This is a genomic window from Gluconobacter sp. Dm-74 (genome assembly GCF_018256135.1).
Taxonomy (GTDB): domain Bacteria; phylum Pseudomonadota; class Alphaproteobacteria; order Acetobacterales; family Acetobacteraceae; genus Gluconobacter; species Gluconobacter cadivus.
Genome location: NZ_JAERLX010000003.1, coordinates 155984 through 182566, shown reverse-complemented (window position 1 = coordinate 182566; position 26583 = coordinate 155984). Strand labels below are relative to the sequence as shown.

19 protein-coding genes are annotated in these 26583 nt (G+C 59.6%); 8 read left to right on the top strand and 11 right to left on the bottom strand.

The window, feature by feature from the left end; all coding sequences use genetic code 11:
- Positions 1 to 2 precede the first annotated feature (2 nt).
- Together JK208_RS06330 and JK208_RS06325 are read right to left on the bottom strand one after the other, a co-directional pair.
- Complete coding sequence (locus JK208_RS06330) at positions 3 to 1673, bottom strand: alginate export family protein (protein WP_211575021.1); 1671 nt, start codon at positions 1671 to 1673, stop codon at positions 3 to 5.
- 99 nt (positions 1674 to 1772) lie between these two features.
- Positions 1773 to 2360: a YigZ family protein gene (locus tag JK208_RS06325; protein WP_211575019.1), complete on the bottom strand. Its 588-nt coding sequence runs from the start codon at positions 2358 to 2360 to the stop codon at positions 1773 to 1775.
- Positions 2361 to 2440: 80 nt separating this feature from the next.
- On the opposite strand from JK208_RS06325, the gene JK208_RS06320 reads away from it, so the two are divergent.
- From JK208_RS06320 to JK208_RS06305, 4 genes are all read left to right on the top strand, one after another.
- On the top strand, positions 2441 to 5029 hold the full coding sequence (locus JK208_RS06320; protein ID WP_211575242.1) for an MMPL family transporter: 2589 nt from the start codon (positions 2441 to 2443) through the stop codon (positions 5027 to 5029).
- A gap of 104 nt (positions 5030 to 5133) precedes the next feature.
- Positions 5134 to 5685 carry a VOC family protein gene (locus JK208_RS06315; RefSeq protein ID WP_194267196.1) on the top strand — a complete coding sequence of 184 codons (552 nt, stop codon included), beginning with the start codon at positions 5134 to 5136 and terminating at the stop codon, positions 5683 to 5685.
- On the top strand, positions 5682 to 6197 hold the full coding sequence (locus tag JK208_RS06310) for a cupin (RefSeq protein ID WP_099285839.1): 516 nt from the start codon (positions 5682 to 5684) through the stop codon (positions 6195 to 6197). Before JK208_RS06315 ends, JK208_RS06310 begins: the two co-directional genes overlap by 4 nt.
- A 702-nt stretch (positions 6198 to 6899) precedes the next feature.
- Positions 6900 to 10103, top strand: a complete 3204-nt coding sequence (locus JK208_RS06305) for a TonB-dependent receptor domain-containing protein (protein WP_249194528.1) — start codon at positions 6900 to 6902, stop codon at positions 10101 to 10103.
- A 133-nt stretch (positions 10104 to 10236) separates the two neighbouring features.
- On the opposite strand, the gene JK208_RS06300 is transcribed toward JK208_RS06305, so the two are convergent.
- From JK208_RS06300 to JK208_RS06290, 3 genes are read right to left on the bottom strand one after another with little or no spacing between them, the layout of a single operon-like run.
- On the bottom strand, positions 10237 to 11472 hold the full coding sequence (locus JK208_RS06300) for an FAD/NAD(P)-binding oxidoreductase (RefSeq protein ID WP_211574992.1): 1236 nt from the start codon (positions 11470 to 11472) through the stop codon (positions 10237 to 10239).
- A gap of 39 nt (positions 11473 to 11511) precedes the next feature.
- Positions 11512 to 12480: a nucleoside hydrolase gene (locus tag JK208_RS06295; protein WP_211574991.1), complete on the bottom strand. Its 969-nt coding sequence runs from the start codon at positions 12478 to 12480 to the stop codon at positions 11512 to 11514.
- Positions 12477 to 12728: a DUF3297 family protein gene (locus JK208_RS06290; RefSeq protein WP_099285842.1), complete on the bottom strand. Its 252-nt coding sequence runs from the start codon at positions 12726 to 12728 to the stop codon at positions 12477 to 12479. Before JK208_RS06290 ends, JK208_RS06295 begins: the two co-directional genes overlap by 4 nt.
- 177 nt (positions 12729 to 12905) lie before the next feature.
- On the opposite strand from JK208_RS06290, the gene JK208_RS06285 reads away from it, so the two are divergent.
- The 4 genes from JK208_RS06285 to JK208_RS06270 all read left to right on the top strand — a co-directional run bounded on the left by JK208_RS06285 (position 12906) and on the right by JK208_RS06270 (position 20294).
- On the top strand, positions 12906 to 14102 hold the full coding sequence (locus tag JK208_RS06285) for a lipase family protein (RefSeq protein WP_211574989.1): 1197 nt from the start codon (positions 12906 to 12908) through the stop codon (positions 14100 to 14102).
- A gap of 71 nt (positions 14103 to 14173) precedes the next feature.
- Positions 14174 to 14977: an SDR family oxidoreductase gene (locus JK208_RS06280; protein WP_211574987.1), complete on the top strand. Its 804-nt coding sequence runs from the start codon at positions 14174 to 14176 to the stop codon at positions 14975 to 14977.
- Between the two features lie 80 nt (positions 14978 to 15057).
- Positions 15058 to 18363 (top strand): efflux RND transporter permease subunit, encoded by a 3306-nt coding sequence (locus JK208_RS06275; RefSeq protein WP_211574980.1) that lies wholly within the window; start codon positions 15058 to 15060, stop codon positions 18361 to 18363.
- Positions 18364 to 18368: 5 nt separating this feature from the next.
- Positions 18369 to 20294: a S9 family peptidase gene (locus JK208_RS06270; RefSeq protein WP_211574978.1), complete on the top strand. Its 1926-nt coding sequence runs from the start codon at positions 18369 to 18371 to the stop codon at positions 20292 to 20294.
- 34 nt (positions 20295 to 20328) lie between these two features.
- Here JK208_RS06270 and flgA read toward each other — a convergent pair whose 3' ends face one another.
- The 6 genes from flgA to JK208_RS06240 all read right to left on the bottom strand — a co-directional run bounded on the left by flgA (position 20329) and on the right by JK208_RS06240 (position 26514).
- A complete protein-coding gene (gene flgA, locus JK208_RS06265; protein WP_211574976.1) occupies positions 20329 to 21321 on the bottom strand; it encodes a flagellar basal body P-ring formation chaperone FlgA in 993 nt (330 codons plus the stop codon).
- A gap of 3 nt (positions 21322 to 21324) precedes the next feature.
- Positions 21325 to 22116: a flagellar basal-body rod protein FlgG gene (flgG, locus tag JK208_RS06260; RefSeq protein WP_194261072.1), complete on the bottom strand. Its 792-nt coding sequence runs from the start codon at positions 22114 to 22116 to the stop codon at positions 21325 to 21327.
- 33 nt (positions 22117 to 22149) lie between these two features.
- Positions 22150 to 22890: a flagellar basal-body rod protein FlgF gene (flgF, locus tag JK208_RS06255; protein WP_211574975.1), complete on the bottom strand. Its 741-nt coding sequence runs from the start codon at positions 22888 to 22890 to the stop codon at positions 22150 to 22152.
- Between the two features lie 82 nt (positions 22891 to 22972).
- A complete protein-coding gene (locus tag JK208_RS06250; protein WP_211574973.1) occupies positions 22973 to 24154 on the bottom strand; it encodes a GNAT family N-acetyltransferase in 1182 nt (393 codons plus the stop codon).
- Between the two features lie 15 nt (positions 24155 to 24169).
- Positions 24170 to 24637 carry a RidA family protein gene (locus JK208_RS06245; protein WP_062027944.1) on the bottom strand — a complete coding sequence of 156 codons (468 nt, stop codon included), beginning with the start codon at positions 24635 to 24637 and terminating at the stop codon, positions 24170 to 24172.
- A 98-nt stretch (positions 24638 to 24735) separates the two neighbouring features.
- Entirely contained in the window at positions 24736 to 26514 is a 1779-nt protein-coding gene (locus tag JK208_RS06240) for a chloride channel protein (protein ID WP_211575241.1), read from the bottom strand.
- Positions 26515 to 26583: the final 69 nt, after the last annotated feature.

The window sequence follows — 26583 nt, the reverse complement described above, 5'->3', positions numbered from 1 at the left end:
TTTCAGAAGCGGAAGACGACATTGGACTGGGCGTAGCTTCCGCTTTTGCCACCCGCCGCATGCAGTCCGTTCGAGGCTATGAACCGCGCGCCATAGATCTGCCAGGTCAGGTGCCGGTTAAGCTGGAGCTTGAGAGACGCCTGCGGCACCACGCCGATATAGCCGCCGTGATAGGTTTTCGAGAATGTGTACGGGCCGGACGAGTTCCAGATCGCGCCATCCGCATTCTCCCGCCACATGAACGGCACCTTGAACTGAATGCTCGCAAAGCCTTTCCACGGCGTGACGCTCAGGACCGGCGAGAGGCTGACGAGGTTGGAGGGCTGGATGTAGGTCGTGGTATCCAGATAGTTCGTCTGCGGGTTGAAAGGCGCCATATAGGTCCTGACCGGGCCGTCCGTTCCGTTGGCCCCGCCGGAATACAGATCCGCCTGAACGCCGATGAACGGATGCAGGGGCGAGGGCGTATGCCGGTATCCCACGATCGTATTGACCGAATAGGCCTGCACATCGCTCTTCTTCGCGCTGCCGGATTTCTGGAACGTCCCGTCCTGATAGAGGCCGCCGAACGAATATTCGAAAGATGCGGCGGTACCGTACCAACGGAAACCGACATTCCCGCGTGAGGACGTGCCTTTCAGGGCACCGGATGCAAGCGGGACGACGGACAGGCTGCCGCCATAGCGGTAACCGTAATAGAAAATATCCAGAAAGGAATGGACCGTCTCGCTACCGATGGAAAACTGCGGCACGAGAACCGTGATGTCTCCGCCATAAAGGCGCGTGTTGTAATCTTCCGTATCGTGAAACATCAGGGTTGCGTCGGTCTTGGTCTGGACGAAATCGAACGCATCCACGCGGATATTGGGCCAGATCGCATAAATGCGGCCGCCATTCCACGACAACGGCACGTTGGGCGTTTCGCGGTTATACAGGACGTAAGACGGCGCATCGAGAAACTGCTGACGGCCAAACATGAAGCCTGTCTGCGCGCCCGCGAGCTTGCCCTTGAACTCGATGAAAGCCTGCTGGAGATCCAGCCGTTTGCGGTACGTCGTATTGTAGCCGAAGCCTTTCCAGCCCCCCGCATCCGCATTGATGAGCTGCCCGAACAGTCGGACATGTTCGCCCAAATGCAGATCCGCGCCATACAGGTTCCGCACACCGAAACGCCCCGAATTGCTGTTGCCCTTCTTCCCCAGAAAAGGCGCCTCCTCGTACCAGTTGCGCAGACGCGTCTCGCCGGAAAAGGACAGCCAGATCGTCCTCGCATCGTTCAGTGCGATGAACTTCAGCGGATCGAACGGATCGTCGCGCCGACTCTTGTCGCGCAGAAAGCTCCAGTCTTCCGCCCAAGGGGCTACACCGTAACGTCCGACCGGCCCGAAGCCCGCTGATTCGCCGTTGCCGTAACTGAACGCGCCCCACGGACCCTGCCGCCCCTGCGGCGCATGGTTCTGACTGGCCACAACACGGCGCGGCTGGCCTACGACGCCGGCATGGGGATAGTTCTGGATGGGGGGACGTTCTGTGGAGAGAACGTGGATCCATTCTTCCGAGTGTGCGGTCGGGGCGGTGGACGAATCTGCTGCCGCTGCCAGTCGGGAGGTGCAGATTCCAAGCGCCATCATAGCCAGAATAGACCGATTCCGATATGAATGATGACGTAACATGCCCTGAAAACTCCAGACGGGATTGTCAGAAGATTATGCAGCAACAAAAAAACATCAATCCTGATAGTTTTAAATAAAAATGACTATTTTTTTTAGTATTTAATTCAGCCGGGCAATGTCCATCTGCCCCCGCGTCAGATCCCGCAGCCAGTCCGTGATGGCATCCGCCTCTTCGACTGGCACGGCCAGCGTCATCCACGCGCCTTCGGCGTCGAACTCGCATTCGGTACGGCTTGCCCGCCAGCTTTCGATCTTGGACTCCACCATCGCATAGCTGGAAAACGGGCAGTGAAAGCGCAACGGCACGGTTTCAATCCGCTCAATCCGCTCTGCTTCGCGCAGACAGGCGGACGCCGCGCCGCTATAAGCCCGCACGAGCCCCCCGGCCCCGAGCTGCACGCCACCATACCAGCGCGTGACGACGATCATGACATTGTCGAAATCCTGCCCTTCGATGGCGGACAGAATGGGCCGCCCCGCCGTCCCACCGGGTTCGCCGTCATCGCTGCATCGGAAGCGCTGACCGGTTTTGAACGCCCAGCAGTTATGGGTCGCCTCCAGCACGGCGACGTCACGAAAGAAGGCCATGGCGGCGGCTTCGTCTTCCACAGGAGCTGCGGAAGCCCGGAAAACGCTGTTCTTAATCACACTTTCGTAGGTCGCGAGGCCGGGCAGAGTCCATGTCATGGCTTTCCTTCTGCATCAGGATCGCCGAAATGTCAGGATGGGGTAGGGAAACGCTGCCCGTTCTGTTAAGGGTAGCCCCCATGTTTTCGGATCTGACCGGTCGGCTGAATGCCGTCTGCGCGCGTCGTGCGCCCCTCGTTCTGGCGCTGTTTGCACTGCTCTGTGCCGCCTGCGTTGCCCTGAGTGTCACACGCATCAGCGTGACGACTGACACGAGCAAGATGTTTGCCAACAGCCTGCCGTGGAAAAAGCGGAGCATGGAGCTGACGCGCCTGTTCCCGCAGGACAGCAACCAGCTCGTCGCCATCCTCGACAGCCGCATCCCCGAACAGGGACGCATCGCAGCACGGGAGCTTGCGGCCACGCTTTCGCAGGACCACACGCATTTCAAGACGGTCAGCCTGCCCGGCGACAACCCTTTCTATAACAGTCACGGCTTCCTGTTCCTCGATACGAAAGATCTGGAACCGCTGCTGGATTCGATCGTCTCCGCGCAGCCCTTTCTGGGCACACTGGCCGCCGATCCGTCTGCACGCGGGCTGTTCGGCGCACTTGGCCTGATCGGTGAGGGCATCAAGGCCGGACAGGGCATCCCCAGTGGCTTCAACGGCGCGCTGGACGGGTTCGCAACCTCCCTGACACAAGCAGCGGACGGCCATCCGCAGGACATGTCCTGGCAGAACCTGCTCATCGGCAAGCTGGCGGAACTGGGCTCGCGCTACGAATTTGTCGTCACACAGCCCAAGCTCGATTACAGCTCCTTCCAGCCCGGCGAAGGCGCTACGACCGCCATGCGTCAGGCGATCAACAACCTTGAATTCGTGAAAACGAAGCAGGCCACCGGCATCATCACCGGTGAGGTGAAGCTGTCGGACGAGGAGTTCTCCACCGTCGCACACGGCATGGTGCTGGGGCTCATCATTTCATTGGTTCTGGTCGCAGTCTGGCTGATCCTCGCGGTCCATTCCCCACGCGTCATTCTTCCGATCCTGCTGACCCTCATCTCTGGCCTGCTACTGACGACCGGCTTTGCCGCTCTGGCGGTGGGTGAGCTGAATCTGATCTCGGTGGCCTTCGCCATTCTGTTCGTCGGCATCGCGGTCGATTTTGCCATCCAGTACAGCGTGCGCCTGCGCGGACAGCGCAACCCGGACGGATCATATCCATCCCTGCACGATGCCATCGTCCTGACGGGTCAGGAGAGCGGCGCACAGATCCTTGTCGCAGCCCTCGCCACGGCGGCGGGCTTCCTCGCTTTCTACCCCACGAGCTTCATTGGTGTGGCGCAGCTCGGGCTGATTGCGGGTTTCGGCATGCTGATCGCCTTTTTCTGCACCATGACGCTTCTGCCAGCCCTGCTGTCCGTCTTTCGCGCGAAGCTGGGCAGCGGAGAGCCGGGCTTTGCGTTCATGGCGCCTGCGGACGCGTTCCTGCGCCACAAACGCCACAAGGTCGTCGGCATCTTCGCCCTTCTGGGCATTGTGGGGCTGGCCCTCATGCCGCTCCTGAAGTTCGACGCCGACCCGCTGCACACCAAGGACCCCAATACCGAGGGGATGCGGGCGCTGCATCTGCTGGAAGCCAATCCGCTCACGACGCCCTACAGCGCACAGGTCCTGACCCCGAACCTGACGGACGCGGCAAAGGAGGCTGCAGAGTTCTCGAAGCTCCCCAGCGTGCATGACGTATTGTGGCTTGGCGCGCTGGTTCCCGATGACCAGAAAACCAAGCTGGCCATGATCGAGGATACCGCCTCCATCCTCCTGCCGACCATCACGGTGGCCAATCCTGAACCCGCGCCGGACGCTGCCGCCATCCGCGCTGCCGCCATCGCTGCCGTGCAGAAGCTGGACGCCGTAAAGGAGCAGCTTCCCGCACCGCTGGAAAAGATCCGTCAAGCATTGCACACGCTCTCCACGGCCCCGGACAGCACGCTGCTTCAGGCCAGCACAGCCCTGACGCGCTTCCTGCCGGACGAGCTTTCGATGCTGCGGATGGCCCTTCAGCCCACGCCCGTCACGATGGAAAACATTCCGCAGGATGTGCGCCGCGACTATGTCCTGCCTGATGGCCGCGCACGGCTGACAATCCATCCCAAGGGACAGATGTCCGAAACACCGGTGCTGCACCGCTTCGTCAGCGAACTGCGTTCGGTCAATCCGGATGTCGCCGGCCCCGCGATGGAAATCACGGAAAGCGCCAATACAATCGTGCATGCCTTCAAGGTGGCGGCCATCTGCGCCCTCATCATGATCGCCATCATCCTGCTGGTCGTGCTGCGCCGCCTACTGGATGCCGCCCTTGTCATGGCACCGCTGCTGATGTCGACCCTCCTGACCGTCATCCTGATCGTCACGGTGCCGGAGACGCTGAACTACGCCAACATCATCGCCCTGCCGCTGCTTCTGGGTGTGGGCGTGTCGTTCAACATCTATTTCGTCATGAACTGGCGCGAAGGAGTGAAGGGCCCGCTGACGTCTCCGACGGCGCGCGCGGTGCTGTTCTCCGCCCTGACGACCGCCACGGCTTTCGGCTCCCTCGCCCGCTCCGGCCATCCGGGCACGGCGAGCATGGGGCGACTGCTTCTGATGTCCCTTGGCTGCACACTGCTCTGCACAATGGTGTTCGTCCCGGCCCTGCTGCCCAAACGCCCAACCGACGAGGCCTGATTACAGGCCTCCCCTGCTGACACGGTTTGCCGCAATGTGACGAGCATTCTGGCAACCGTGCGTTTCCTCAGGGGTTGAGATCTTCTGCAACGGAGGATCGCCCCTTGACCACAGAACATTCAGGCTTGCCGCGTGGCATCGACCATGTCGGCGTCACCGTCCCGGACATCAACTCTGCCATCCGCTTTCTTGAAGAAGCGTTCGGGGCAGTTGCCCTCTACCGAAACGTCACCCGCACCGCGCCTCAGAAAGGTCCGGAGACGGAAAAAATCCTCGGCCTTCCGGGCGGCACCGTCGTCATCGAAATGTGCATGATGGCGCTCGGTCATGGGCCAGGCATCGAACTGTTCGAGATGAAAGGCCCTGACCAGCGCGAGGCCGCGCGCCCGTGCGACTGGGGCCTTCAGCATTTCGCCGTCTATGTCGATGACATTCACGCGGCCTGCCACCGTTTCCAGAAGGCCGGTGGCACTCTCCTGACCGAACCACAGGGCCAGCCCTCTCTCGAAGCCGCACCGGGCAACATGTTCTGCTACGGCCGCACGCCTTGGGGCATGATCGTGGAACTGGTCTGCACGCCACATCAGGAACGCTTCAACGACATCGCTCCCATGAACCGATATCAGCCACCCGCCCTGAAAGGATCAGACGCATGACACGCCTTCTTCCCCTAGCTGCGGCACTCCTTGTGGTAACGGCCTTCGGTGCCGCACACGCTGCTGATCCCACTCCGCCAACGGCCTGGTACTGGCATAACTGGACGGACCATGACGGCATCAGTCACATGACCCGCTGCCCCTTCCATAATTACGATCTGAAAACCATGTCCAAACCCGCAGGGCCGCAATGGCAGGACCATGTGCATGAAGGCAATGCCCGGATCATTTCCACCGTGCAGCCCGCGCACTGGGACGGAAGCTGGCACCCCGACCCCAAAGTCCAGTGGATCATCCCGCTGAAGGGCTCCTGGTACGTGACGGCCATGGATGGAAAAAAGGTCGTCATGGGACCCGGGGACGTCTCTCTCGGCGAAGACCAGATGAGTCGCAAGGACGCAAAAGGCCATATCGGTCATTTCGCGGGCAATATCGGCGACGGCCCCGTCACCCTGATGGTTATCCAGACGGACGAGCAGCCGACCACAGATCAGCCCTGCCGCTTTCATTAGGGTTTGGAAATGGTCGTACATTCTGTCGTCAAAAAGTACGACCATTTCTAAAGACGGCAGCGAACGTAAAACCGTAACAACCTTTATGATTCGTTATTAATGAGCAAAAAAAGGCTCCCGAATCGTTTTTCCTTTGTTTTCTGCCAGATTTAGGAAAAGAAAAAACTTCCATATGAACGATTATAAATCGCTACTAAGTTACTTTTCGGATTTTATGAAGAATGCCCGACAGTACCTAGATATCAAAAAAGAATTCCATATATACATGAGGATTATTTTTTTAGCATTAAAAGAAAAAATATAGATGAATGAAATAATTTTAATTTATCGGTTATTTAGAATATTTTCCTCGATATATATAAATATCATTTAGTTTTTATATTTATTTAAATCATATTGGTTTTTATATTTAGTTTTTATATTTATATTTATTTTATTCTTTCTGAATTTATTTGAAATAAAACTCTGGAATACAAAAATGTGACATAAGCGCAACGCCTTTCATGACATGTGTCAAGCATGTTGCATTTTCGTAGCAGAAGCATTGCACACCGTTTCGATTTTCGATGAACATGTCGCCAGAGATACAAAAATTTCATGCGACCTTATCGAGAAGGGACAACGGCCGCGATGACCACCTCTGTGCAACATTCACTCAAAAGACGCACACCTGCGCCCCGGACAGTCGTCCGGATGTTCCTGATGGCCGGCATTTCCTACAGCGTTCTGCCCAGCATCAGCGCTCATGCACAGACCACAACGACAGCCCCTACAAAACATGCTGCCGTTCATAAGAGTGCTACCAAGAAAAAGGCACATACAAAAACCGCTACCGCAACGACCGCCCCAACGGCGGCAGCTCCGGTCGTCGCTCCAGTCACGGCAACAGCAGCAACCAGCACCAACAGTAAGGTCATGCGAGACGCCGAAGCGTCTGCTGAAGCTGAAAATCTGAAGGTTTCTGAAACGGTTACGGTCACTGGCACGCGTCTGTCGCAGACGCGTCTGACAAACGTCATGGCTGGTACGTCACTGTCTGCAGACCAGATCAAGAAGCGCGGATACACCGATATCGGCATCGCGCTGATGCGTGAAAACCCGGCTTTCGGCGTCGGCGACAATACGCCAATCGGTGCCCAAGGCAGCTTCGGCGCCGGTCAGTCCTTCACCTCCCTGCTCAACTTGGGCAGTGACCGGACCCTGACGCTAATCGATGGTATGCGCATGGTAGGTGGCTCGACGGCCTCTCTGTACGGCGCGGGCTCGGGCTCCCAGGTCGACGTCAGCGCCGTTCCGACCTCTCTTCTAAAGGGTGTGGACACCAAGCTTGGTGGCGCTGGCGCTGCTTATGGCGCGGACGCCGTTGCCGGTGTGGTTAACTACCAGCTTGATGATCACTTCACGGGTGTGGACTTCAATGCTCAGGGCAACTGGAGCCAGAAGCTCGACGCCCCCGGCGAAAAAATTACCTTCAAAGTCGGCCATGATTTCGATCACGGCAAGGGAGGCATGGTCTTTGACGTTGAATACCGCAATCAGGGCGGTATGCTGGACAATGACCGTATCAACCTGACCGGTCGTGACCGGATCGGCTATGTCCGCGCACCGTACGGCAGCACAAACTCTCCCTATATCTATAATTTCGACAAGGCTTCCCGCAACATCACTGCTACCGTAACCGGTATTCCACAACTGACGGGCGAAAGTGTTCCCATCTCGTATGGCAAAGTTGTGGATGGCATTTCGAATGCCGCAGGTCAGCCACTGATGTTCAGCCGGAACGGGCAGTCTCTCGTTCCTGTCACGTGGAACTACGCAACAAAAAGCTCAACAACTGTGGTAGGGGGTAACGGAACTGCCCTTCAGGACTACGGCCAGCTCTTCACCCCGACCAACAAGCTCAACCTGACACTGCTCGGTCATTACGATATCACCGATCATATTCATGCAACGTGGCAAGGCTGGTACGCTCGCGGAACAGCGTCCAGTGAGGTCGCACAGGGCACCTGGAGCACGCCATCATTCAATGAGCCACTGACTCTGGAGAATTATCACAACGATGGTGCCGTAACAGGTGCTTACCAGCTCAGCACGAACAATCCGTTTCTGACATCTGCTGAACAGACAACGATCAAGAACGCACTTGCCGCCAAAGGTCTGCCGACCGACACATTCTATATGTCGCGTCTGAATCAGGATCTCGACGGCGGGATGTTCCAAACAACGATGCAGATGTTCCGCTTCCAGGGCGGCCTGAATGGTGACTTCGACGCCGTCGGTCGTCACTTCAACTGGAAAGTCCAGGGCGAATACAGCCGCTACCTGAACGATACATGGGCACCGTCCATCGTAGCACAGAACCTCATCAATGCGGTTAATTCCACAACGGATGCGAACGGTAACATCATCTGCTCCCCCGGCTACACCAACGCACCTGTAAAGACTCGCAGTGCTACCTGCGCACCGTTCAATCCTTTCGGTACGGGTCAGTCTTCGCCAGCAGCCGTGAATTACATAACGGCAGATGCCCATCAGAAAAATGCCAACGCACAGCGTGATATTCAGGGCGAAATTTCCAGCACAGTCATGCGGCTCCCCGCAGGCGACGTGAAATGGGATATCGGTTATGAACATCGTCGTGAGGGTTATCGCTTCACTCCCGATGCGTTCTCCCGCGGGTGGCTACAGAGCGACGGTTCGTATCTGCAATACGGCAACGCAACCTCACTTCCTCCCACCGGTGGCGCATATCACACGCATGAAGTTTTCGGTGAACTTGACGTTCCTCTGATCTCTCCCAGCATGCATGTCCCCGGCGCCTACAGCCTGTCCGCCACAGCGAACGGCCGTTACATCAACAACAGCATGACCGGCGGCTACTGGACGTACATGTTCGGTGGAGCATGGTGGCCGACACAGGACTTCGGCCTGAGCGGCAACTATGCACGCTCCGTGCGTAACCCATCTGTGACCGAACTATTCGCGCCCCGGAGCACAGACTATGAGTATGGTACCGACCCCTGCTCGACAGCGGGGATCGGCGCTGGCCCAAATCCTGCCATCCGTGCAGCAAACTGCGCAAAGGCCGGAATCAGCCAGCCTTTTGAATCCGACTTTAATAACTTCTCCATCACAGGCACGGCTGGCGGCAACAACAAGCTGAAGAACGAAGTCTCAACCAGCTATACAGGCAGCCTGGAACTTCGCCCGCACTTTATCCGCGGCTTTGACTTCACCGGCTCTTTCGTGGATGTAAAAATCAATAATGCGATCACGTATCTTGGCGCGGAAGATGTCATGGACGCGTGCTATGACTCGACGTCCTATGGTCCGAGCAACGCTTATTGCAATCTGTTCCAGCGTAATTCATCAACACATCAGCTTGAAAACTACCAAGTCGGCTACTACAATATTGCCAACTATGAGACGCAGGCCCTTCAGGCCCATCTCGAATACAACACATCCCTCACGCGTGTTGGCCTGCCTGCTTCTGCTGGTTCTGTTGGCCTCACAGGCACATATGTCCACTACCTAAAGAGCCAACAGTCGTATCTGGGCAGCAGCTATCTTCTGTCTGGTACAACGAGTGCACCAAACGACAGCTTCACGCTGAATGCCAACTACATTCGCGGCCCGCTCTCGGTTCAGTGGCAGACGATCTGGTATGGTCCAACAAAATATGCCGTTCAGGTTCCGTCTAACTATTATGCTGCTAACAACCGTCCTTCCTGGACTTACTTCAACCTGACGCTGGGCTACGACATCACCAAGAACTTCAGCGCCAACTTCATGGTGAACAACATCACCAATGCGCTGCCGAAATATCCCGGTACGGTCAGCCTGAATCGCTACTATGATGCGATCATTGGCCGTTCGTTCCAGATGAACCTCGGCGTTCATTTCTGATCCTGCGATCAGAGGGAAAACTGGAAAAAGGGGGGCTTCGGCCCCCCTTTTTTTGCCCGCAGCCCGAGACGAACATAAAAAAAGGGGCGGATTTTGATCCGCCCCGTTGCAATGCTCAGTGATCCAAAGAGACTCAACTCGTTTCTTTGGGCGTATGCTTGACCTTGATGTTGTAGCCCCTGAGCATTCCGTACCAGTAGAGTTTCGGAAAGACTTCCGTCTTGAGGAACCATGCGAAACGGCTGGGTTTGCGCTGGTCATACGGGAAACTCGGCGCGACCTTGCCGCCATACAGGAACTCGGCCAGCACGACCTTCCCATAAGACACGGTCAGCGGGCAGGCGCCATAGCCATCATAGCTACCCGTCTGCGGGCGGCCATCAAGCGAGGCGAGCAGGTTTTCCACAACGACTGGAGCCTGTTCGCGGGCAGCCGCGGCGGTCTTGGCGTTGCTGGTGCCCAGAACGTCTCCGGCACCGAAAATATTGTCATAAGTCTTATGACGCAGGCTGGCCGGATCGACGTCCAGCCACCCGGCTTCATTGGCCAGCGGGCTTGCCTTGATGAAATCCGGAGCACTCTGCGGCGGCACGACATGGAGCATGTCGAATGGCCGCACGACGGTCTCGTCCGTCCCGACGATCTGGAACGTGGCCTCGCGCTTCTCGCCATCCACCTTGATCAGGTTTTCCTGCTTGTGCAAGTTCACACCGTAATAGTCGATCTGGCGCTGGAGCGACGGGACGTAATAGGGCACGCCGAACAGCGCATTGCCCGCCATCGAGAAATCGACATCGGTGCGGTGGAGCGAACCTTCGCGGCGCCAGTGATCGCAGGCCAGATAGACGATTTTCTGGGGTGCGCCCGCACATTTGATAGGCATGGGCGGCTGCGTGAACAGCGCCTTTCCACCATCGAGATGCCGGATGCATTCCCATGTATAGGCGACCGTTTCGCGCGAATAGTTGGACGTCACGCCATTGCGGCCCAGCGTCTCGGACAGGCCTTCGATCTTGTCCCAGTCAAGCTGAAGACCGGGGCAGACAATCAGACGGCGATATTCGACAACGCGGCCGCCTTTCAGTGTCACGGTATTGGCTTCGGGCTGGAAGCTCTCAACGCTGTCCCGCAACCATTCGACATTGCGCGGGATCAGTCCGCCTTCCTGCCGTAAGGTGTCGGGAAGCGTCATCACACCAGCCCCCACCAGCGTCCAGCCGGGCTGATAGGCATGGGTCGTGGACGGCTCGATAATGGCGATCGAGAGGTTGGCGCGTTCGCGTCTGAGCTGGGCTGCGATGGTGATGCCAGCGGCACCACCGCCGACGATGACGACTGAGAAACGATCCTGATGTGTCGGGTCTGCCATGTTCGGGTCCTCCAACGTCATGATGTGACGGCAAAGACGTTAGTCCAGAAGGGCAAGTCTTTCCGTCAGCAGGGAATAGAAGGCGTCTGCATCAACGTCATTGATCCATAACGCGTTCGGAACGCGATTGGTTACGTTCCACAGATCCACAACACTCTGACCCACGCATAGCGGCGCGTCGACCTCGATCTCCACATTGCAGCGCAGCCCTGCAAAAAGCTGCGGCCACAACAGGAAGCCGATAGTGAGCGGATCGTGCAGCGCACCGCCCTCCCAGCCATATTTCTGCTTCTCGAACCGGTCTTCCGCCCCCAGCATCCGCACGACCATGTCCGTCACGGGCGAGCCAACCGCCGCAATCGGCTTCAGGCGGGCCGGTGTGGCGATGGCGCGATGCGTCACATCCAGCGGCAGAAGCGTGATGGGGATGCCGGAACGCATGACGATGCGGGCGGCATGAGGGTCCACGAAGAAGTTAAATTCAGCGGTCGGCGTGATGTTGCCGCCCTCGCGCTGGGAACCGCCCATGGCCACGATCCCCGCGATCCGGGACGCGATGTCCGGTGCATGAGTCAGGGCCAGCGCCAGATTCGTCATCGGGCCCAGGCAGACCAGCGTGATCGTGCCCTCGGGCTCACGACGCAGCAGGTCCATGAGATAGGTTGCGGCATCAATCGCCTGCGGACGCAGCGTCGGCTCGGGCAGATTGGCGCCCGCCATGCCCGTTTCGCCGTGTACATGCTCGGCGCTGATGGGCGCGCGATGCAGCGGACGCGCCGCGCCCGCGAACACCGGAATATCGGTCCGGCCCGTCAGTTCGAGCAGGGCGCAGGCATTTTTCGTCGTCAGGGCGACGGGTACATTGCCAGCAACGGTCGTGATGGCCTCGACCGCCAGTTCCGGCGAGGCCAGCGCCAGCAGGATGGCCACGGCATCGTCCTGACCCGGATCGGTGTCGATAACGATGCGGCGGGGTGCGGTCCCGGTGGAGCTGGCCTGTGTCATCATGCGTCTTCTTCGGAATCCTTGATCCAGACCTCGACCGGCCCCGTGACCTTGATCGTCATCGGACGGCCACGACGGTCCATGGCTTTGCCGACGGCCAGACGCACCCAGCCTTCGCTGATGCAGTATTCCTCGACGGTAGTGCGCTCTTCGCCCTTGAAGCGGACACCGATGCCGCGCGACAGCAACTCTTCGTTGTAATACGGGCTGTCAGGGCTGGCGGAGAGACGATCGGGAATGGTGTCGGTCATGGCTATCCTCGTTGTATCAGATCCGATCATGTCGGACCGGCGCGTCAATGGTCTTCTCTGTAGCGCCGGATGGGCGGCTCTCCAAGTCCGGCCCCAAACGCAACGCCGGATATGGCCGCTCCCACAGGACGCGGAGCACTGCTATGAGAGACGCTTCTTGTCGGAGACAGACCGCCCATGCCGTACCGCTCTTTTCGCCATAAACCGCTGACCACCCTGACGTCGCTCGTCATGCTTCTGACAGCCGGAGCCGCCCTGTCCGGCTGCTCCTCGGATGACGACGGCGACAACTGGTCCGTCAGCGCGCCCGTCTCGGCGGGGCAGGCGATCCGGCTGGATTCCGTGCCGTCCCATGAACCGGCTTCCGTCTATCGCCTGACCTATCGCAGCACGGATGCGCGTAACCCGCATCAGCTCGTCCGCGTTTCGGCGCAGGTTCTGGTCCCGCGCGGTCCGGCTCCGGCGGGGGGCTGGCCTGTTCTCGCCTGGGCGCATGGAGAGAGCGGCCTGCACCTGACCTGCGCGCCGTCCGTGATGGGAATCGGCATCGTTCAGGCCCGTTTCTATGACGGATGGCTGCGTCAGGGCTTTGCGATCGTCGCGACCGACTATCCCGGCATGGGCGAGCCGGGCGCACCGCTGCTGTTGAATGCGCGTTCGGAAGGCATGAGCGTGCTGGATTCCGTGCGCGCGGCCCGCGAACGCCTTCCAGATCTGTCGGACAATGTGGTGCTGAACGGCCATGCACAGGGTGGGCAGGCGGCTTTGGCGGCGGCGGCCATGGCCTCGACCTATGCGCCGCATCTGCATATTCTAGGCACGATCGCCGCCGCCCCACCCTATCTGGACGAACAGGCGGCGCAGGAACTTCTGCATCCCGCCAATCCGCACAGCTTCTCCCCCGCCGTGCCTGAACTTCTGACGCTCGGGCAGTCGCTGGTCGAGGCCGATCCGTCCACCGACATCAACGAGGCCTTCACGCCGCGGGGCCAGCGCCTTTTGCATGATGCGGGCTCCATGTGCGCTTCGGACTTCTTCCCGATCGCCAAACGCTCCGGCCTGACGCCAGCAACCCTGCTCGAACCCGAAGCGGGCCGCGTGCTGGCCCCGGCATTTGACTGGGCGAAATATCCGGGCTTTTCCCTCCCGTCGCCTGTTCTGATCGAATCCGGCGCGCAGGATCTGCACACCTCCACAAGCCAGCAGAAACGCCTCGTCGCGCGTCTCTGTGCCGCAGGAACGCCCGTGACGCACCGGATTCATGACGCCAGCCATAACGGCACACTTGCCGCCATGATTACGGAAGCCCATAGCTTCGCCGGGCAGCTTCTTGCGGGCACCAAACCCCGTTCGGACTGTAACTCCGCGAAGTAACCTGACGGAGAAGAGATGTTTTCGCTCCTTCGGGGGTCACTTCGCGGAAACACTCTGTTAAAATCGGCCCCATGAATATCCTGATTACAGGGGCCGCATCCGGGATCGGACGCGGTCTTGCCCTGAAACTGGCCCGGCCAGGCGTTTCCCTGCATCTGTGCGATCACGCTGAAGATGGCCTGATGGAAACAGCCCGACACTGTGAGGGGCAGGGAGCCAGAGCGGTTCCGGCCGTGCTGGACACGCGCGATCGGCAGGGCATGGCGGAGTGGGTCGCCGCCGCTTCCGCAGATCGGCTCGATATGGCGTTTCTCTGTGCGGGCATCACGGGCGGACTGCCGCATACCGACACCGATGGTCTGCTTCTGGAGCGTGAAGAGCGCGTCCGCGACATGCTCGACATCAACCTGACTGGAACGCTCAACACGTTCTTTCCAGTCGTCGCGGCTATGCGCGGCCAAGAGCGAAACGACGAAAATCTGCGGGGGCGGATCTGCGTGATGGCGTCTGTCGCGGGGTTCGTGTGTTACCCCGGCACGCCGGCCTATTCCGCATCCAAGGCTGCGCTGGACCGTTTCATCGTGGCCAATGCGGCCCGGCTGGGTAATTTCGGCATCAGCCTGACCAGCGTGTGCTGCGGATTTGTGGATACGGCCATGGTGAAGCAGAACCGCTTTGCCATGCCGGGTCTGGTGTCCACGGAAGAGGCCGTGCGCCGGATCCTGCGCGGAACGCTGCGCCAGACGCGCCGGGTAATCTTTCCGGCATGGCTGGTCATCGGCTCCCGGCTGATGGATCTGCTGCCCCCCCGTCTGGCAGAACGCTATTACGTCACCCAACCCTCCGCCAAACCGGCAGGCATGCCGGACTTCTGACGGCCCGCACACTGAAGAACTGACATTTTGTGTCCTATCAGTAATGACCTGAAACGCGGTTTTGTGGATAAACTGACCGCATGAATTTCTGCCGCCTGTTCATAGACCGCCCGGTCGCGACGACACTGATGTCCATTGCCATCTTCATGGCTGGACTGATCTGCTATCCGCTCCTGCCCGTCGCCACGATGCCGGACATGACCACAACCTCCATCATGGTCGTGGCAACCCAGCCGGGCGCGGACCCGCAACAGATGGCAACCTCCGTCACAACGCCTCTGGAACGCAGGCTCGGGTCCATTGCGGATCTGGAAAGCATCGAATCCGACACCAGTGCCGGACAGGCCCAGATTTTTCTGGAGTTCTCGTCGTCGCGGAACATCGACGGCGCCCTGCGTGACACACAGGCGGCCCTTCGTGCCGCGCGTGCTGACCTGCCAACTGGAACCATGGACGCCGACCCGCAGGCTTTCAAAATGGATGGCGGCGGCTTCCCAGTCTATCTGATGAGCCTGACCGGAGACCAGAAAACACAGGCGGAACTCTACGATATCGCCAATATCCGCATCAAGCCGCTGCTGGCCGAGGTCAAGGGCGTGGGGCGTGTGGAGGTCGTGGGATCGACGAATCCCGCCGTGCGCGTCGAACTCAATCCCAACCCGCTCTATAAATGGGGCATCGGTCTGGAAGACATCCGCACCGCTCTTGCCTCGGCCAATGCTTTCACGCCCAAGGGCTTTATCGACAGCAATGGCCAGCGGATGATGCTGTCCACCAACGATCAGGCCGTTAACGCAGCCCAGTACCGGGACCTGATCATCGCATACCGCAACGACTTCTATCCCGTCCGGCTGAGCGACATCGCCACCGTCACCGACAGCGTGCAGGACGTTTATCAGACCAGCTACATCAACGGACACCGTGCCGTTACACTGGTCGTCACCGCGCAGCCCCATGCCAATACCGTGGCCATCGTGGACGGCATCAACGCCAACCTGACGCATCTGCGTGATGCGCTGCCTGCGGACGTCAATCTGGTCGTGGGCCTCGATACATCCCGCTCCATCCGGGCATCGCTGGCGGATGCACGACTGACGCTGATCCTATCCGTCGTGCTGGTCGTACTCGTGATCCTGCTGTTCTTCCGCAGATTCGTCACGACGCTCATCCCGGCCGTGACGGTCCCCATCGCACTCTCCGGCACACTGGCGGCGATGGCAGCGTTCAACTTCACGCTCGATGTCCTGTCGCTCATGTCCCTGACCATCGCGGTCGGCTTCGTGGTCGATGACGCCATTGTCGTGCTGGAAAACATTGCCCGGCATATGGAGGAAGGAAAAGACCGTTACACGGCCAGTCTGGTCGGCTCTTCGGAGATCGGTTTTACGGTCCTGTCCATCAGCGCCTCTCTGGTCGCAGTCTTCATCCCGCTGCTGTTTCTGCCGGGCGGAGCGGGTTCGATCATGTTCGAGTTCTGCATGACGATGATTTCCGCCATCGTCATTTCCATGTGGCTCTCCCTCACGCTGACGCCGATGATGTGCGCGCGGATGCTGGAAATCGACCACGGCGATCAGCCCCGCAAAGGCTTGATCGGCTCTATCGCGTTCCTCACGGAAGCCTCGCTGGACTGGACGCTGAAGCAGTATGGCCGCTCCATGCACTGGTGTCTGCGTCACCCGGTCCTGATGGGCATGACGCTGCCGCTGAGCTTCGTGGTGCTGATCGGCTCCATCGTGCTGATGCCCAAGGAATTCATCCCGTCACAGGACATGTCGCTGCTGGCGGGACGCATCAAGGGCGACCCCACGATGTCCTTTCAGGAAATCGACCGGCGTCTGCGGGAAATCGGCGCCATCGCCCAGACGGACCCCGATGTCACGTCCACCACCATTTTTAGCGACGATAAAAACAGCGGCGAACTTTATATCCATCTGAAGGAAAAGGACGAACGCGTCTCCGCCGAAACCATTCTGGACCGCATCCGCAAACGTGTGCCCAACGAACCCGGAGCGGACGTCTCGTTCTGGAGTGTGGGCGGCAGCAGTCAGGGCGGCAGCAGTTCCAAGAACACCGGCAGCTACCGCTACGTCCTGCGCGGAGACAATGTCTCGGACCTGTTCGGTTATGTCCCGATCCTGCTGAACGCTCTGCGCGCCTCTGGAAAGCTGGTCAATATTTCGTCCACGACCGAGGGGCAATCCGTCGCGGCTTACATCACCGTCCAGCGCGATACGGAAGCGCGCTATGGCGTCACCCCGCAGTTAATCCAGAACGTCCTGTACGATTCCTATGGTCAGGCCATCGTCTCCACGATCCACCTGCCCACGACCGAGCACCGCGTGGTCATGGTGCTGGCGCCGAAATACCGGATGGACCCCGAGACGCTTCATCAGGTCTGGATTTCCACTTCCGCAGGGACAGCAGCGGGTGGCGTGGCCTCCAACCTGATCCGCGCCCGCAGCGACTCCAGCACCTCCGCCAGTAGTTTCACATCTCTCGCAACGGCCTCCATCCAGAACTCGCTGGCCAACCAGTTGTCCGGCAATACCTCCAGCGGTTCCGCCGTCTCATCTTCGATCGAAACCATGATCCCGCTGATGAACGTCGCGTCCATCCTGTGGAAGCCGCAGCCGCTCGATATCACCCATCGCGGCAACTATTATTCCGCCAACATCTCGTTCGATCTGGCGACGGGCGTGAGCTACAACGATGCGGTCGCGCTCATCAAACAGACCATGCAGAGCACACACGCCCCCGATGGCGTGTTGGGCGACTTCACCGGAACAGCCGGCGATACGCGCAAGCTTATGATCAATGGCGCCCTAGCGTTCCTTGCCGCCATTGCCGTGATGTACATCGTGCTGGGCATTCTTTACGAGAGCCTGATCCATCCCATCACGATCCTCTCCACCCTGCCCTCTGCCGGCATCGGCGCAGTTCTGGGGCTGTGGATCGCGGGAGAGTCCTTCAGCATCATCGCCATGATCGGCATCATCCTGCTGACGGGCATCGTCAAGAAAAACGCCATTCTCGTCATCGACTTCGCCATCCATGCCGAACGTGTCGAGAAACTCTCCCCGAAAGATGCCATCTTCAAGGCCTCCATCACCCGCTTCCGCCCCATCCTGATGACATCCCTCGCCGCCGCACTCGGGGCGGTCCCGCTCATCATCAGCAACGGTTATGGGGCAGAAATGCGCCGTCCGCTTGGTGTTTCCATTCTCGGTGGCATGGTCGTCAGCCAGCTTCTGACCCTTTACACCACCCCAATCGTCTATCTTTGGATGGATGCCATCGGTACGAGAACGAAGCGCCTGTGCCACTGGCTGCTCGGGCTGCTGCGCCGCCATAATACCTCCGCCCCTTCCGCCAGACGGACCTGAAAACCATGATCCCTTATCGTCGCGTCGCCCTGCTGGCCGCGCTGTTCCCCACGATGGCCCTTGCCGCCCCTGTTCAGCTTTTCGACCATATCTCCATCTCTCCCGATGGAAGCCGACTGCTGTCATTGCAGGAACCCGTCGGGGAGCCTGCAACAAGCACCATTTCCCAGCCTGTGCTGTATACCCTCCCCTCCGGAGCCCGCAGCAATCTGGCTCTGTGTCATGGCTGTGAAGCAAGCGCGTTCGCCTGGCGTCGGGACGGGCAGGCACTGGCCTATGTTCTGAAAGATCCTTCCGTCAAAACCCTGTCTGTCTGGCAGACGGACAAGGATGGTCACCACGCAACACAGGTCCTGACCTTCAAGGGAACCCTTCAGTCCCTGTCTTATGGACCCAAAGGGCAGCTTGGCGTTCTGGCGATCGAAAATGCCCATCGACAGCCCGGCGCAATGGAGGCAGGCGCAGCCCCGACCGGGGAAATCAATGCACAGATCGACGAACAGCGGATCGCTACGATCGAAAATGGCCATCTGAACTGGCAGTCGCCCGCCAATCTGTATGTTTATGAGTATGACTGGCGCCCGGACGGCGAGGGCTTTGTCGCCACTGCTGCTCCGGGAAACGGAGACGATCATTGGTGGATTGCAAAGCTCCACGCCATCGCAAATGGGACGGACACCGTTCTTTACACCCCGCCTCAGGAACAGCAGCTCAACCTTCCGCGCGTCTCTCCTGATGGAAAACAGGTCTCCTTCATCGGCGGCCTGATGAGTGACTACGGAGCGATTGGCGGCGATGCTTACAGTCTGGATCTGACCAAAGCTGGCGCGAAACCCGTCAATCTGACACCAGGGCTGAAGGCCACCGTCACCGACCTTTCCTGGGAGTGTGGACCGGGCCTCATTGCAACAGGTCTCAAGGGAGACCGCAGCGTTATCTGGTCCCTCCAAGGCGGATTGAGATCGTTGTGGGAAGAGACCATGATGCTGTCTAACGGGCGTTCCGAACCAAGCCTGTCCTGTGCCGGGCAGCACACCGCCATTATCCGGCAGAGCTTTGAAAAGGCCCCGGAAATCGCCGCTGGTCCCATTGGACAATGGAAACCCGTCAATCAGGACAATGCAGCCCTTCCGGCGCATCTCAAGGCGCGCAGTCTGACATGGAAAAGCGATGGCTATTCCGTGCAGGGCTGGCTTCTGGAACCCCTGACGCGCAAGCCGGGCATGGAGAAGAACGGTAAGGTCCCGATGATCGCCTATGTTCATGGCGGACCGTCCAGCGCCTCCAACCCGCGCTATTTCCGCGATAACAGCAAGCTTGCGATGGCGCTTCTGAATGCGGGTTATGACGTCTTCATGCCCAACCCACGGGGAAGCTACGGACAGGGCGAAGCCTTTACCGCAGCAAACCGTCGGGATTTCGGACATGGCGATCTGCGCGACGTCCTGCGCGGGATTGATGCGGTTGAGAAAATCGCGCCTGTCGACGACCACCGTCTGGGCCTGACCGGATTTTCCTATGGCGGCTACATGACGATGTGGAGCGTCACCCAGACAAACCGCTTCCGGGCCGCTGTTGCCGGAGCCGGAATTTCAAACTGGTTGTCCTATTACGGTGAAAACAACATCGATAGCTGGATGGTGCCCTTCTTCGGAAAATCCGTCTACGACGACCCGGACATCTACGCCCATTCCTCACCCATTCTCTATATCCGACAGGCTCATACTCCGACCTTCATTTTCGTCGGCTCTGCGGATGAAGAATGCCCGATGCCCCAGAGTCAGGAATTTTTCCATGCGCTCCAGACCCTGCATGTGCCGAGTTCGCTCGTCATCTATCCGGGACAGGGCCACGGTATGAGCGATCCAAAGTCCTGGGACGATGCCGTACAGCGGACCATCCACTGGTTCGACACCTATCTGACGCAGTAAAAAAACCGTCCTGACGGGCAGCGGCGGCTGCCCGTCAGAGCGACGGAAGAGCCGTCGTCTGCTGATGGGTTCTGCTGTCAGCGGAAAGTGGCATGATGCCGGGAATGACTTCCACTTCCGTCCGGTCCACAACACGCCCTGTCAGAACCATATGGCTGCTGGCATTGTAAACATGCACGGTATCGCCTTTCCCGCCTGTTTCCAGAACGGTTCCAGACACCGTCAGGTGAAGGCTCTGACCGGAAAACGTCGCCACGACAGGCGAGCCGCGATGGACAAGCTGGGGATGTGCGAGCTGCGACACACTGAGAACCTGACCGGCGGCAAGCACGCCACGCGCCTCCAACCCCACCGCATCCTCAGGGTCCTGTAGCGCATCATCCGGAATCAGACCGACGCGGACAAACGTCATGGTGACATCGTCTGGCAGGATGGGCTGCCCCAGATGCATGGCGTGACGCAGGGTCACCGCACGCACTTCCATGGTCGCCGTGCCACTCACATTGAAAGCCGTTCCCTGCCCGCCTTTGGCAGAAGGCACCTCAAGCCGGGCCGTAAAATGCTCGCTGCCATGCGGCGGACGGTCAATATGCAGAATGGTGGGTGCGCCCTGATCCGACATCGGAACTGCCACGGGCTTGAACCCCGTCAGCGCCACTTCCACCCGTGCCTCGGAGGGCAGTTCAAGTCCTTCGCGGACAACAGGCAGGACATCATCTGCCGCAATCATCCGCGCCGTGTGGGTTACGGTCACAGACACCAGAGGCGAAGCATCCGGCCAGTCCACGCCGAACTGTGCGGCAATAGCCGTCAACTGCGGACCACCCACCACATAACTGGCTCCAAGCGCCGGAGCATCTCCGATTTCGGTGTCCTGCCCCTTGCCTAGATCATCGAACAAGTCAGACAAACGCATACGTGGATGATCGACATTGACTGTCGTGCGTAACGTCGCCGCCGACACAAAGGAAAATGCCCCGCACCCTGCCAATAGCAGAATGCCACCCGTCAGCAGGGCGCGGTTCATCTTTTAAGCGCCGCCCAGATTGGTGACGGTTTTCAGCATGTCATCAGATGCGGTGATGACCTTGCTGTTCATTTCATAGGCGCGCTGTGCCGTAATGAGGTCAGTGATTTCGGTCACGACATTGACGTTCGAGTTTTCGACATAACCCTGCATGATGCTGCCGTAGCCGACGGCTTCAGGGTTACCCATCATGGCATCGCCAGAGGCCGTCGTCTGCGTGAACAGGTTCTGCCCCATCGCAGCCAGACCATTTTCGTTGGTGAAGATGCCAAGCTGAAGCTGGCCAACAAGCGTCGTGTTGTTCTGCCCGGCGATCTGCACACTGACCTGACCGGACTGATCAATCGAAATGCTCTGGGCATTGTTGGGGATCGTGATCGTCGGGCTGATGAGATAGCCGTCTGCGGTCACGAGAGAACCGTTATTGTCCATCGAGAACGTGCCGTCGCGGGTATAGGCAAGCTGTCCCGAAGGAAGCTGGACCTGAAAATAACCGCGCCCCTGAACCGCCATATCAAGGGAGTTGCTCGTCTGCTCAAGACTGCCCTGATCGTTAATGCGATAGATCGCCGCCGTCTTCACACCGAGGCCGACCTGTGCGCCGGCGGGAATAGTCGTCCCGGTATCGGAAGAGCTTGCGCCCACGCGACGGAGATTCTGATAGATCAGATCCTGAAACTCGGCGCGGGAGCGTTTATATCCCGTGGTGCTCATGTTCGCGATGTTATTGGAAATCGTTTCGACGTTGGTCTGCTGGGCCTGCATGCCCGTTCCGGCGATGTCGAGTGCGCGCATGGAAAATTATCCTTGTCCCGTCAGGGGAAATAATCAGGCCGAAACCTGAACGATCTTGTCGATGGCGTTTTTCTGGCGCGTGGCTTCGGCATCTACGAACTGCGCCATGAACTGGAAATTCCGCTGGATTTCCATCATTTTCGTGACTTCGGTCATCATCTGGACGTTGCTGCCTTCCACCATGCCCTGCACGATATTGGGCCGTTCCACAGCGGTTGTGGGCTGCTCCGTCCGCAGAAGCCTGCTGCCTTCGGCCTGAAGTTTGTTGTCGTCCTGTGCCGTCACGATGCCGATCTGACCCTGTTCGCCCGTTTCGGTCGAGATCACGCCATCGGCGGAAATGGTGATGCGGTGGTCGGCCTGGGGAATAACGATCGGCTGTCCGTCCCGGTCCAGCAGGGCATTGCCGCTTTCATCAACGACGGCGCCGTCCTGCTGTTCCTCGAACCGCCCTGCCCGGGTCAAGCGCACACCATTGGCGGTACGGACCTGAAAATAACCTTCGCCTCCAAGCGCCAGATCCAGCGGATTGCCAGTGGATTGCATGTCGCCCTGCTGAAAGTCCCGATATGTCGCACGGTCCTGCGTATAGGATTCCGTATCCGCACCTTCGGCCTGTTTGGAGCCGTGCTGATGGGACAGGAAGTCACTGAAGAGGACATTTTCGCGTTTGTAGCCCACGGTCGATGCGTTCGACATATTGTCCGCAACCACAGACATGGCGCGCTGCTGGGCATCCATGCGCGAAAGCGCGATATAGGTACTGTTCTCCATGGGCGTTACAGGCTCCGGTCAATCCCGATTTCGGAGCACAGCGTAACGGCACAAAGCTTTCCCAATCGTTAAACGAACGTCCTTAACCCGACTCGCTGTGACGATATGGTGAAAGAGTCAGCAGTTCCGTCGCCTGTGCCTGCAGGACCGTCCGCTCCTCGTCCACGAAGGCGGCGACCGCCTGTCGCAGACCGGGATCGAGAATGGCATGGGCGGAATGGGTGAAGCTCGGGAGATAGCCGCGCTGGATCTTGTGTTCACCCTGCGCCCCGGCTTCGACGCGGGAGAGGCCGTGTTCGATGGCGAAAGCAATCGCGCGGTAATAACACAGCTCGAAATGCAGGAAGGGCCAGTCCCCCTCGCAGCCCCAGTTCCGCCCGAACAATGCATCCGCCCCCATAAAATTCAGGGCCCCGGCGACAGCTTTTCCGTCATGATGGGCCATCATCAGGACCACGCGGTCTCCGAGGCGTTCGGACAGCATGGGAAAGAAGCGCTCCGTCAGATAGGCGCTGCCCCATTTGCGGTCGATCGTGGACTGGTAGAAGCGGTAGAATGCTCTCCAGTCTTCCGGCGTGATGTCGTTTCCGCGGAGCGTGCTGAAGGTCAAACCACAGGACTGGGCGGCGCTGCGTTCCTTGCGGATGGACTTGCGTTTGCGGGACGACAGCGCGGCCAGAAAATCATCGAACGTTGTGTAGCCGTTATTCTGCCAGTGATACTGAAGGCCTGTTCGCGGCAGATAACCCGCCTCGGTGAAGGCATCGAGCGAAGCCACGTCACAGAAATTGGCGTGCAGGGAGGACAGGCCGAGTTGCGCCGTCGCCTGAATAAGCACGGCGGCGAGAGCCTGCGCCACGGCTTGCGGATCAGGCAGATCGGGACGCAACAGGAGTCTGGGTCCGGGAACCGGTGAAAACGGAACAGCGCAGACGAATTTTGGATAATAACGCCCGCCCGCGGCTTCATAGGCGCGGGCCCAGCTTTGGTCGAAAACATACTCGCCCCAGGAATGGGATTTTCCATAAAGCGGGGCGAGGGCTGCGATGGAGCCGTCCGGCGCGCGCAAAGCGGCATGACGGACCAGCCAGCCCGAGCGGTCCGCGACGGAACCGCTGTCTTCAAGGGCGGACAGAAAACCGAAGGAGACGAACGGATTCTCCGCTCCCGCACAGGCGTCCCAGGCTTCGGCCCCGATCTCGTGGATCGAGGCATGAAGGCTCAGGCTCCAGTCGGGGGACGGCATGGTGTCCGTTTCTCCCATTCGGTCTCTCCCGTATCAGGCGATTTCGAACAGCGCCTCGACTTCGACCGGGGCATTCACGGGCAGGCTCGGCACACCGATGGTGGAGCGTGCATGGCGTCCGGCGTCACCGAACACGTCCACAGCCAGATCGGAGGCACCGTTCATGACGGTGGCGTGGTCGGTGAATTCCGGCGTGCAGGCAATGAAGCCGCCCAGACGGACAACGCGCGTGATACGGGAAAGATCGCCGTCGAGCGCGGCCTTGGCCTGCGCCAGAACATTGATAAGGCAGGCGCGGGCACAGGCCACACCGGCATGGGCCGAAACTTCGTCACCGAGCTTGCCCGTAATAAGCAGCTTGCCGTCCACCAGCGGGAGCTGACCGGACACGACGAGCAGATTTCCCGTCCGCACGGTCGTGACGTAGTTCGCAACCGGAGCAGCTGCGACCGGCAGCGTGATGTCGAGGGCAGCGAGGCGGGATTCGGGGGTCGCGGTCATGGGAAAATCTCCGGTTAGAACGCCCGGAACGGGCATCTGATAGGACTATATGTTGAAGCGGGAACGGCCCGATGCCAAGGGGGCAAGCCGGAGCCGGGTCAGGTTGGCAGGCTGTCGTCGCCCGCGAGGCTTCTGCGGCTGCGTTCAAGTTCCTCAGCATAGCGGCGCAGGGCGTGCTGTTCGGTCAGAGTTCCGATCACCTGCCGGGACTGCGGGTCCTCGACGACCACAAGCGCATCGGCCTCGGCTTTTTCGAACAGTTCGATCGCCTCGCGGACATTCATGAGCGGTGTGAGCATGGCGTTACGGAACAGGGCCAGCGTTCTGATCGGCGTCTGGTCGGAAGGCGCAGCATGCAGTTCCGCCAGATGAACGATGCCGTCATAATGACCCGCTTCGTCAAGCAGCACGATCCGCTGGGCCGAACCGGGTGGCAACAGCGTCTGCGCCCGGCTTACGGACGTCTCCGCCGGAAGGGTCCGGACCTGTCCACGCATCATCCGGCGCACATTCAGAGAGCGCATCCAGCCGATATCGACTGCAGAGCGGATGGATTCGCCCCGCAGATGAAAGCGCCATGTTGCAAAGCTGTAGCCGAACAGGCGCCGCACCGTGAGCAGGGAGAGCACTGCGGCCACCAGCGTGGCACCACTCATGGACACGCTGCCGGTCAGTTCCAGCATCAGGCACACCATCGTCATGGGACTACCAATGACCGCCACGGCCATGGCGCTCATGCCAATCAACGCGCAGGCCGTAACGGAATCCGGCGCAACGCCCAGCGGCGCCAGAAGCGTGCCATAGATCGTCCCGGCCAGTGATCCGAGATACAATGAGGCGAAAAACAGCCCCCCGCGAAACCCCGACCCGATACACAGGCACGATGCCAGCGCTTTCAGGAGCAAAAGCACGACGGCCATTCGCGCGGTAACATTCCCCGCAAAGACTGTCCGCATTGCTTCATGCCCTGCGGACAGAACGGACGGATGGAGCGTTGCCAGCCCTCCCACGATCAGCCCGCCCACCGCCGGACGTAGCCAGACCGGGCCGGGCATGCGCCGGAACAACCCCTCCGTCTGTGTAACGCAGAACATCAGCCCGATGGCCGTCAGCGCCGTGAGAACACTGATGAGAACTGCGCCGGCCGTTCCTTCCCACGACAGGTCTCCGGGAGACGGAATAACGATGCCCGGCGGCACACTGCCCAGAAAGCGCGTCACGCCCACACCCGCCAACGCTGCCACGGCCACAGGGGACAGACTGCCCAGAGAATAAGACCCAATCACCAGTTCAAACGCATAGAACGCACCAGCCACTGGCGCATCGAACGCCGCCCCGATCGCGGCCCCGGTCCCGGCTCCCACCAGCACCCGCAGATCCTCACGACGCACCCGGAAGGAGCGCCCGATCCGCGAGCCAAACGCTGCCGCGATCTGGGTAAACCCGGCTTCAAGCCCGATGGAGCCGCCCACGCCATTGGACAGAACCGTCTGACAGACAATGACCAGACTGTCCCGTACCGACATACGTCCGCCATGCAGCGCATTCGCCTCGATGGGGTCCACAGGGCTGCGCGGCATAATTTTTGCGATCAGCACCCCGAACAGGCCGATCATCAGCCCACCACCACTCAACACAACAACTGTGCGAAGAGGAGGCAGGGCGCTCAGCCCGGACAGATGACCACCAGACACACCCGAAACGCCAAAAAGCAGTCTGTGCATCCAGAACGTGAGATGGGTCATGACGACCACACACAGCCCCGACAGAATTCCGACAAACCCAGCCAGCACGCTCAGCCAGATCTCGTTGCCACGCACCAGTGTCCGCAGATTCAGGGGGGCGTGAGGAAACAGCCGCGCCTGAAAGCGGTTCAACCGCTGGCGCAGGATGCGCGAACGGTCCTGAAAAGGGGCGGGACTGGTGGACAAGCGGGCTCCCGGGCG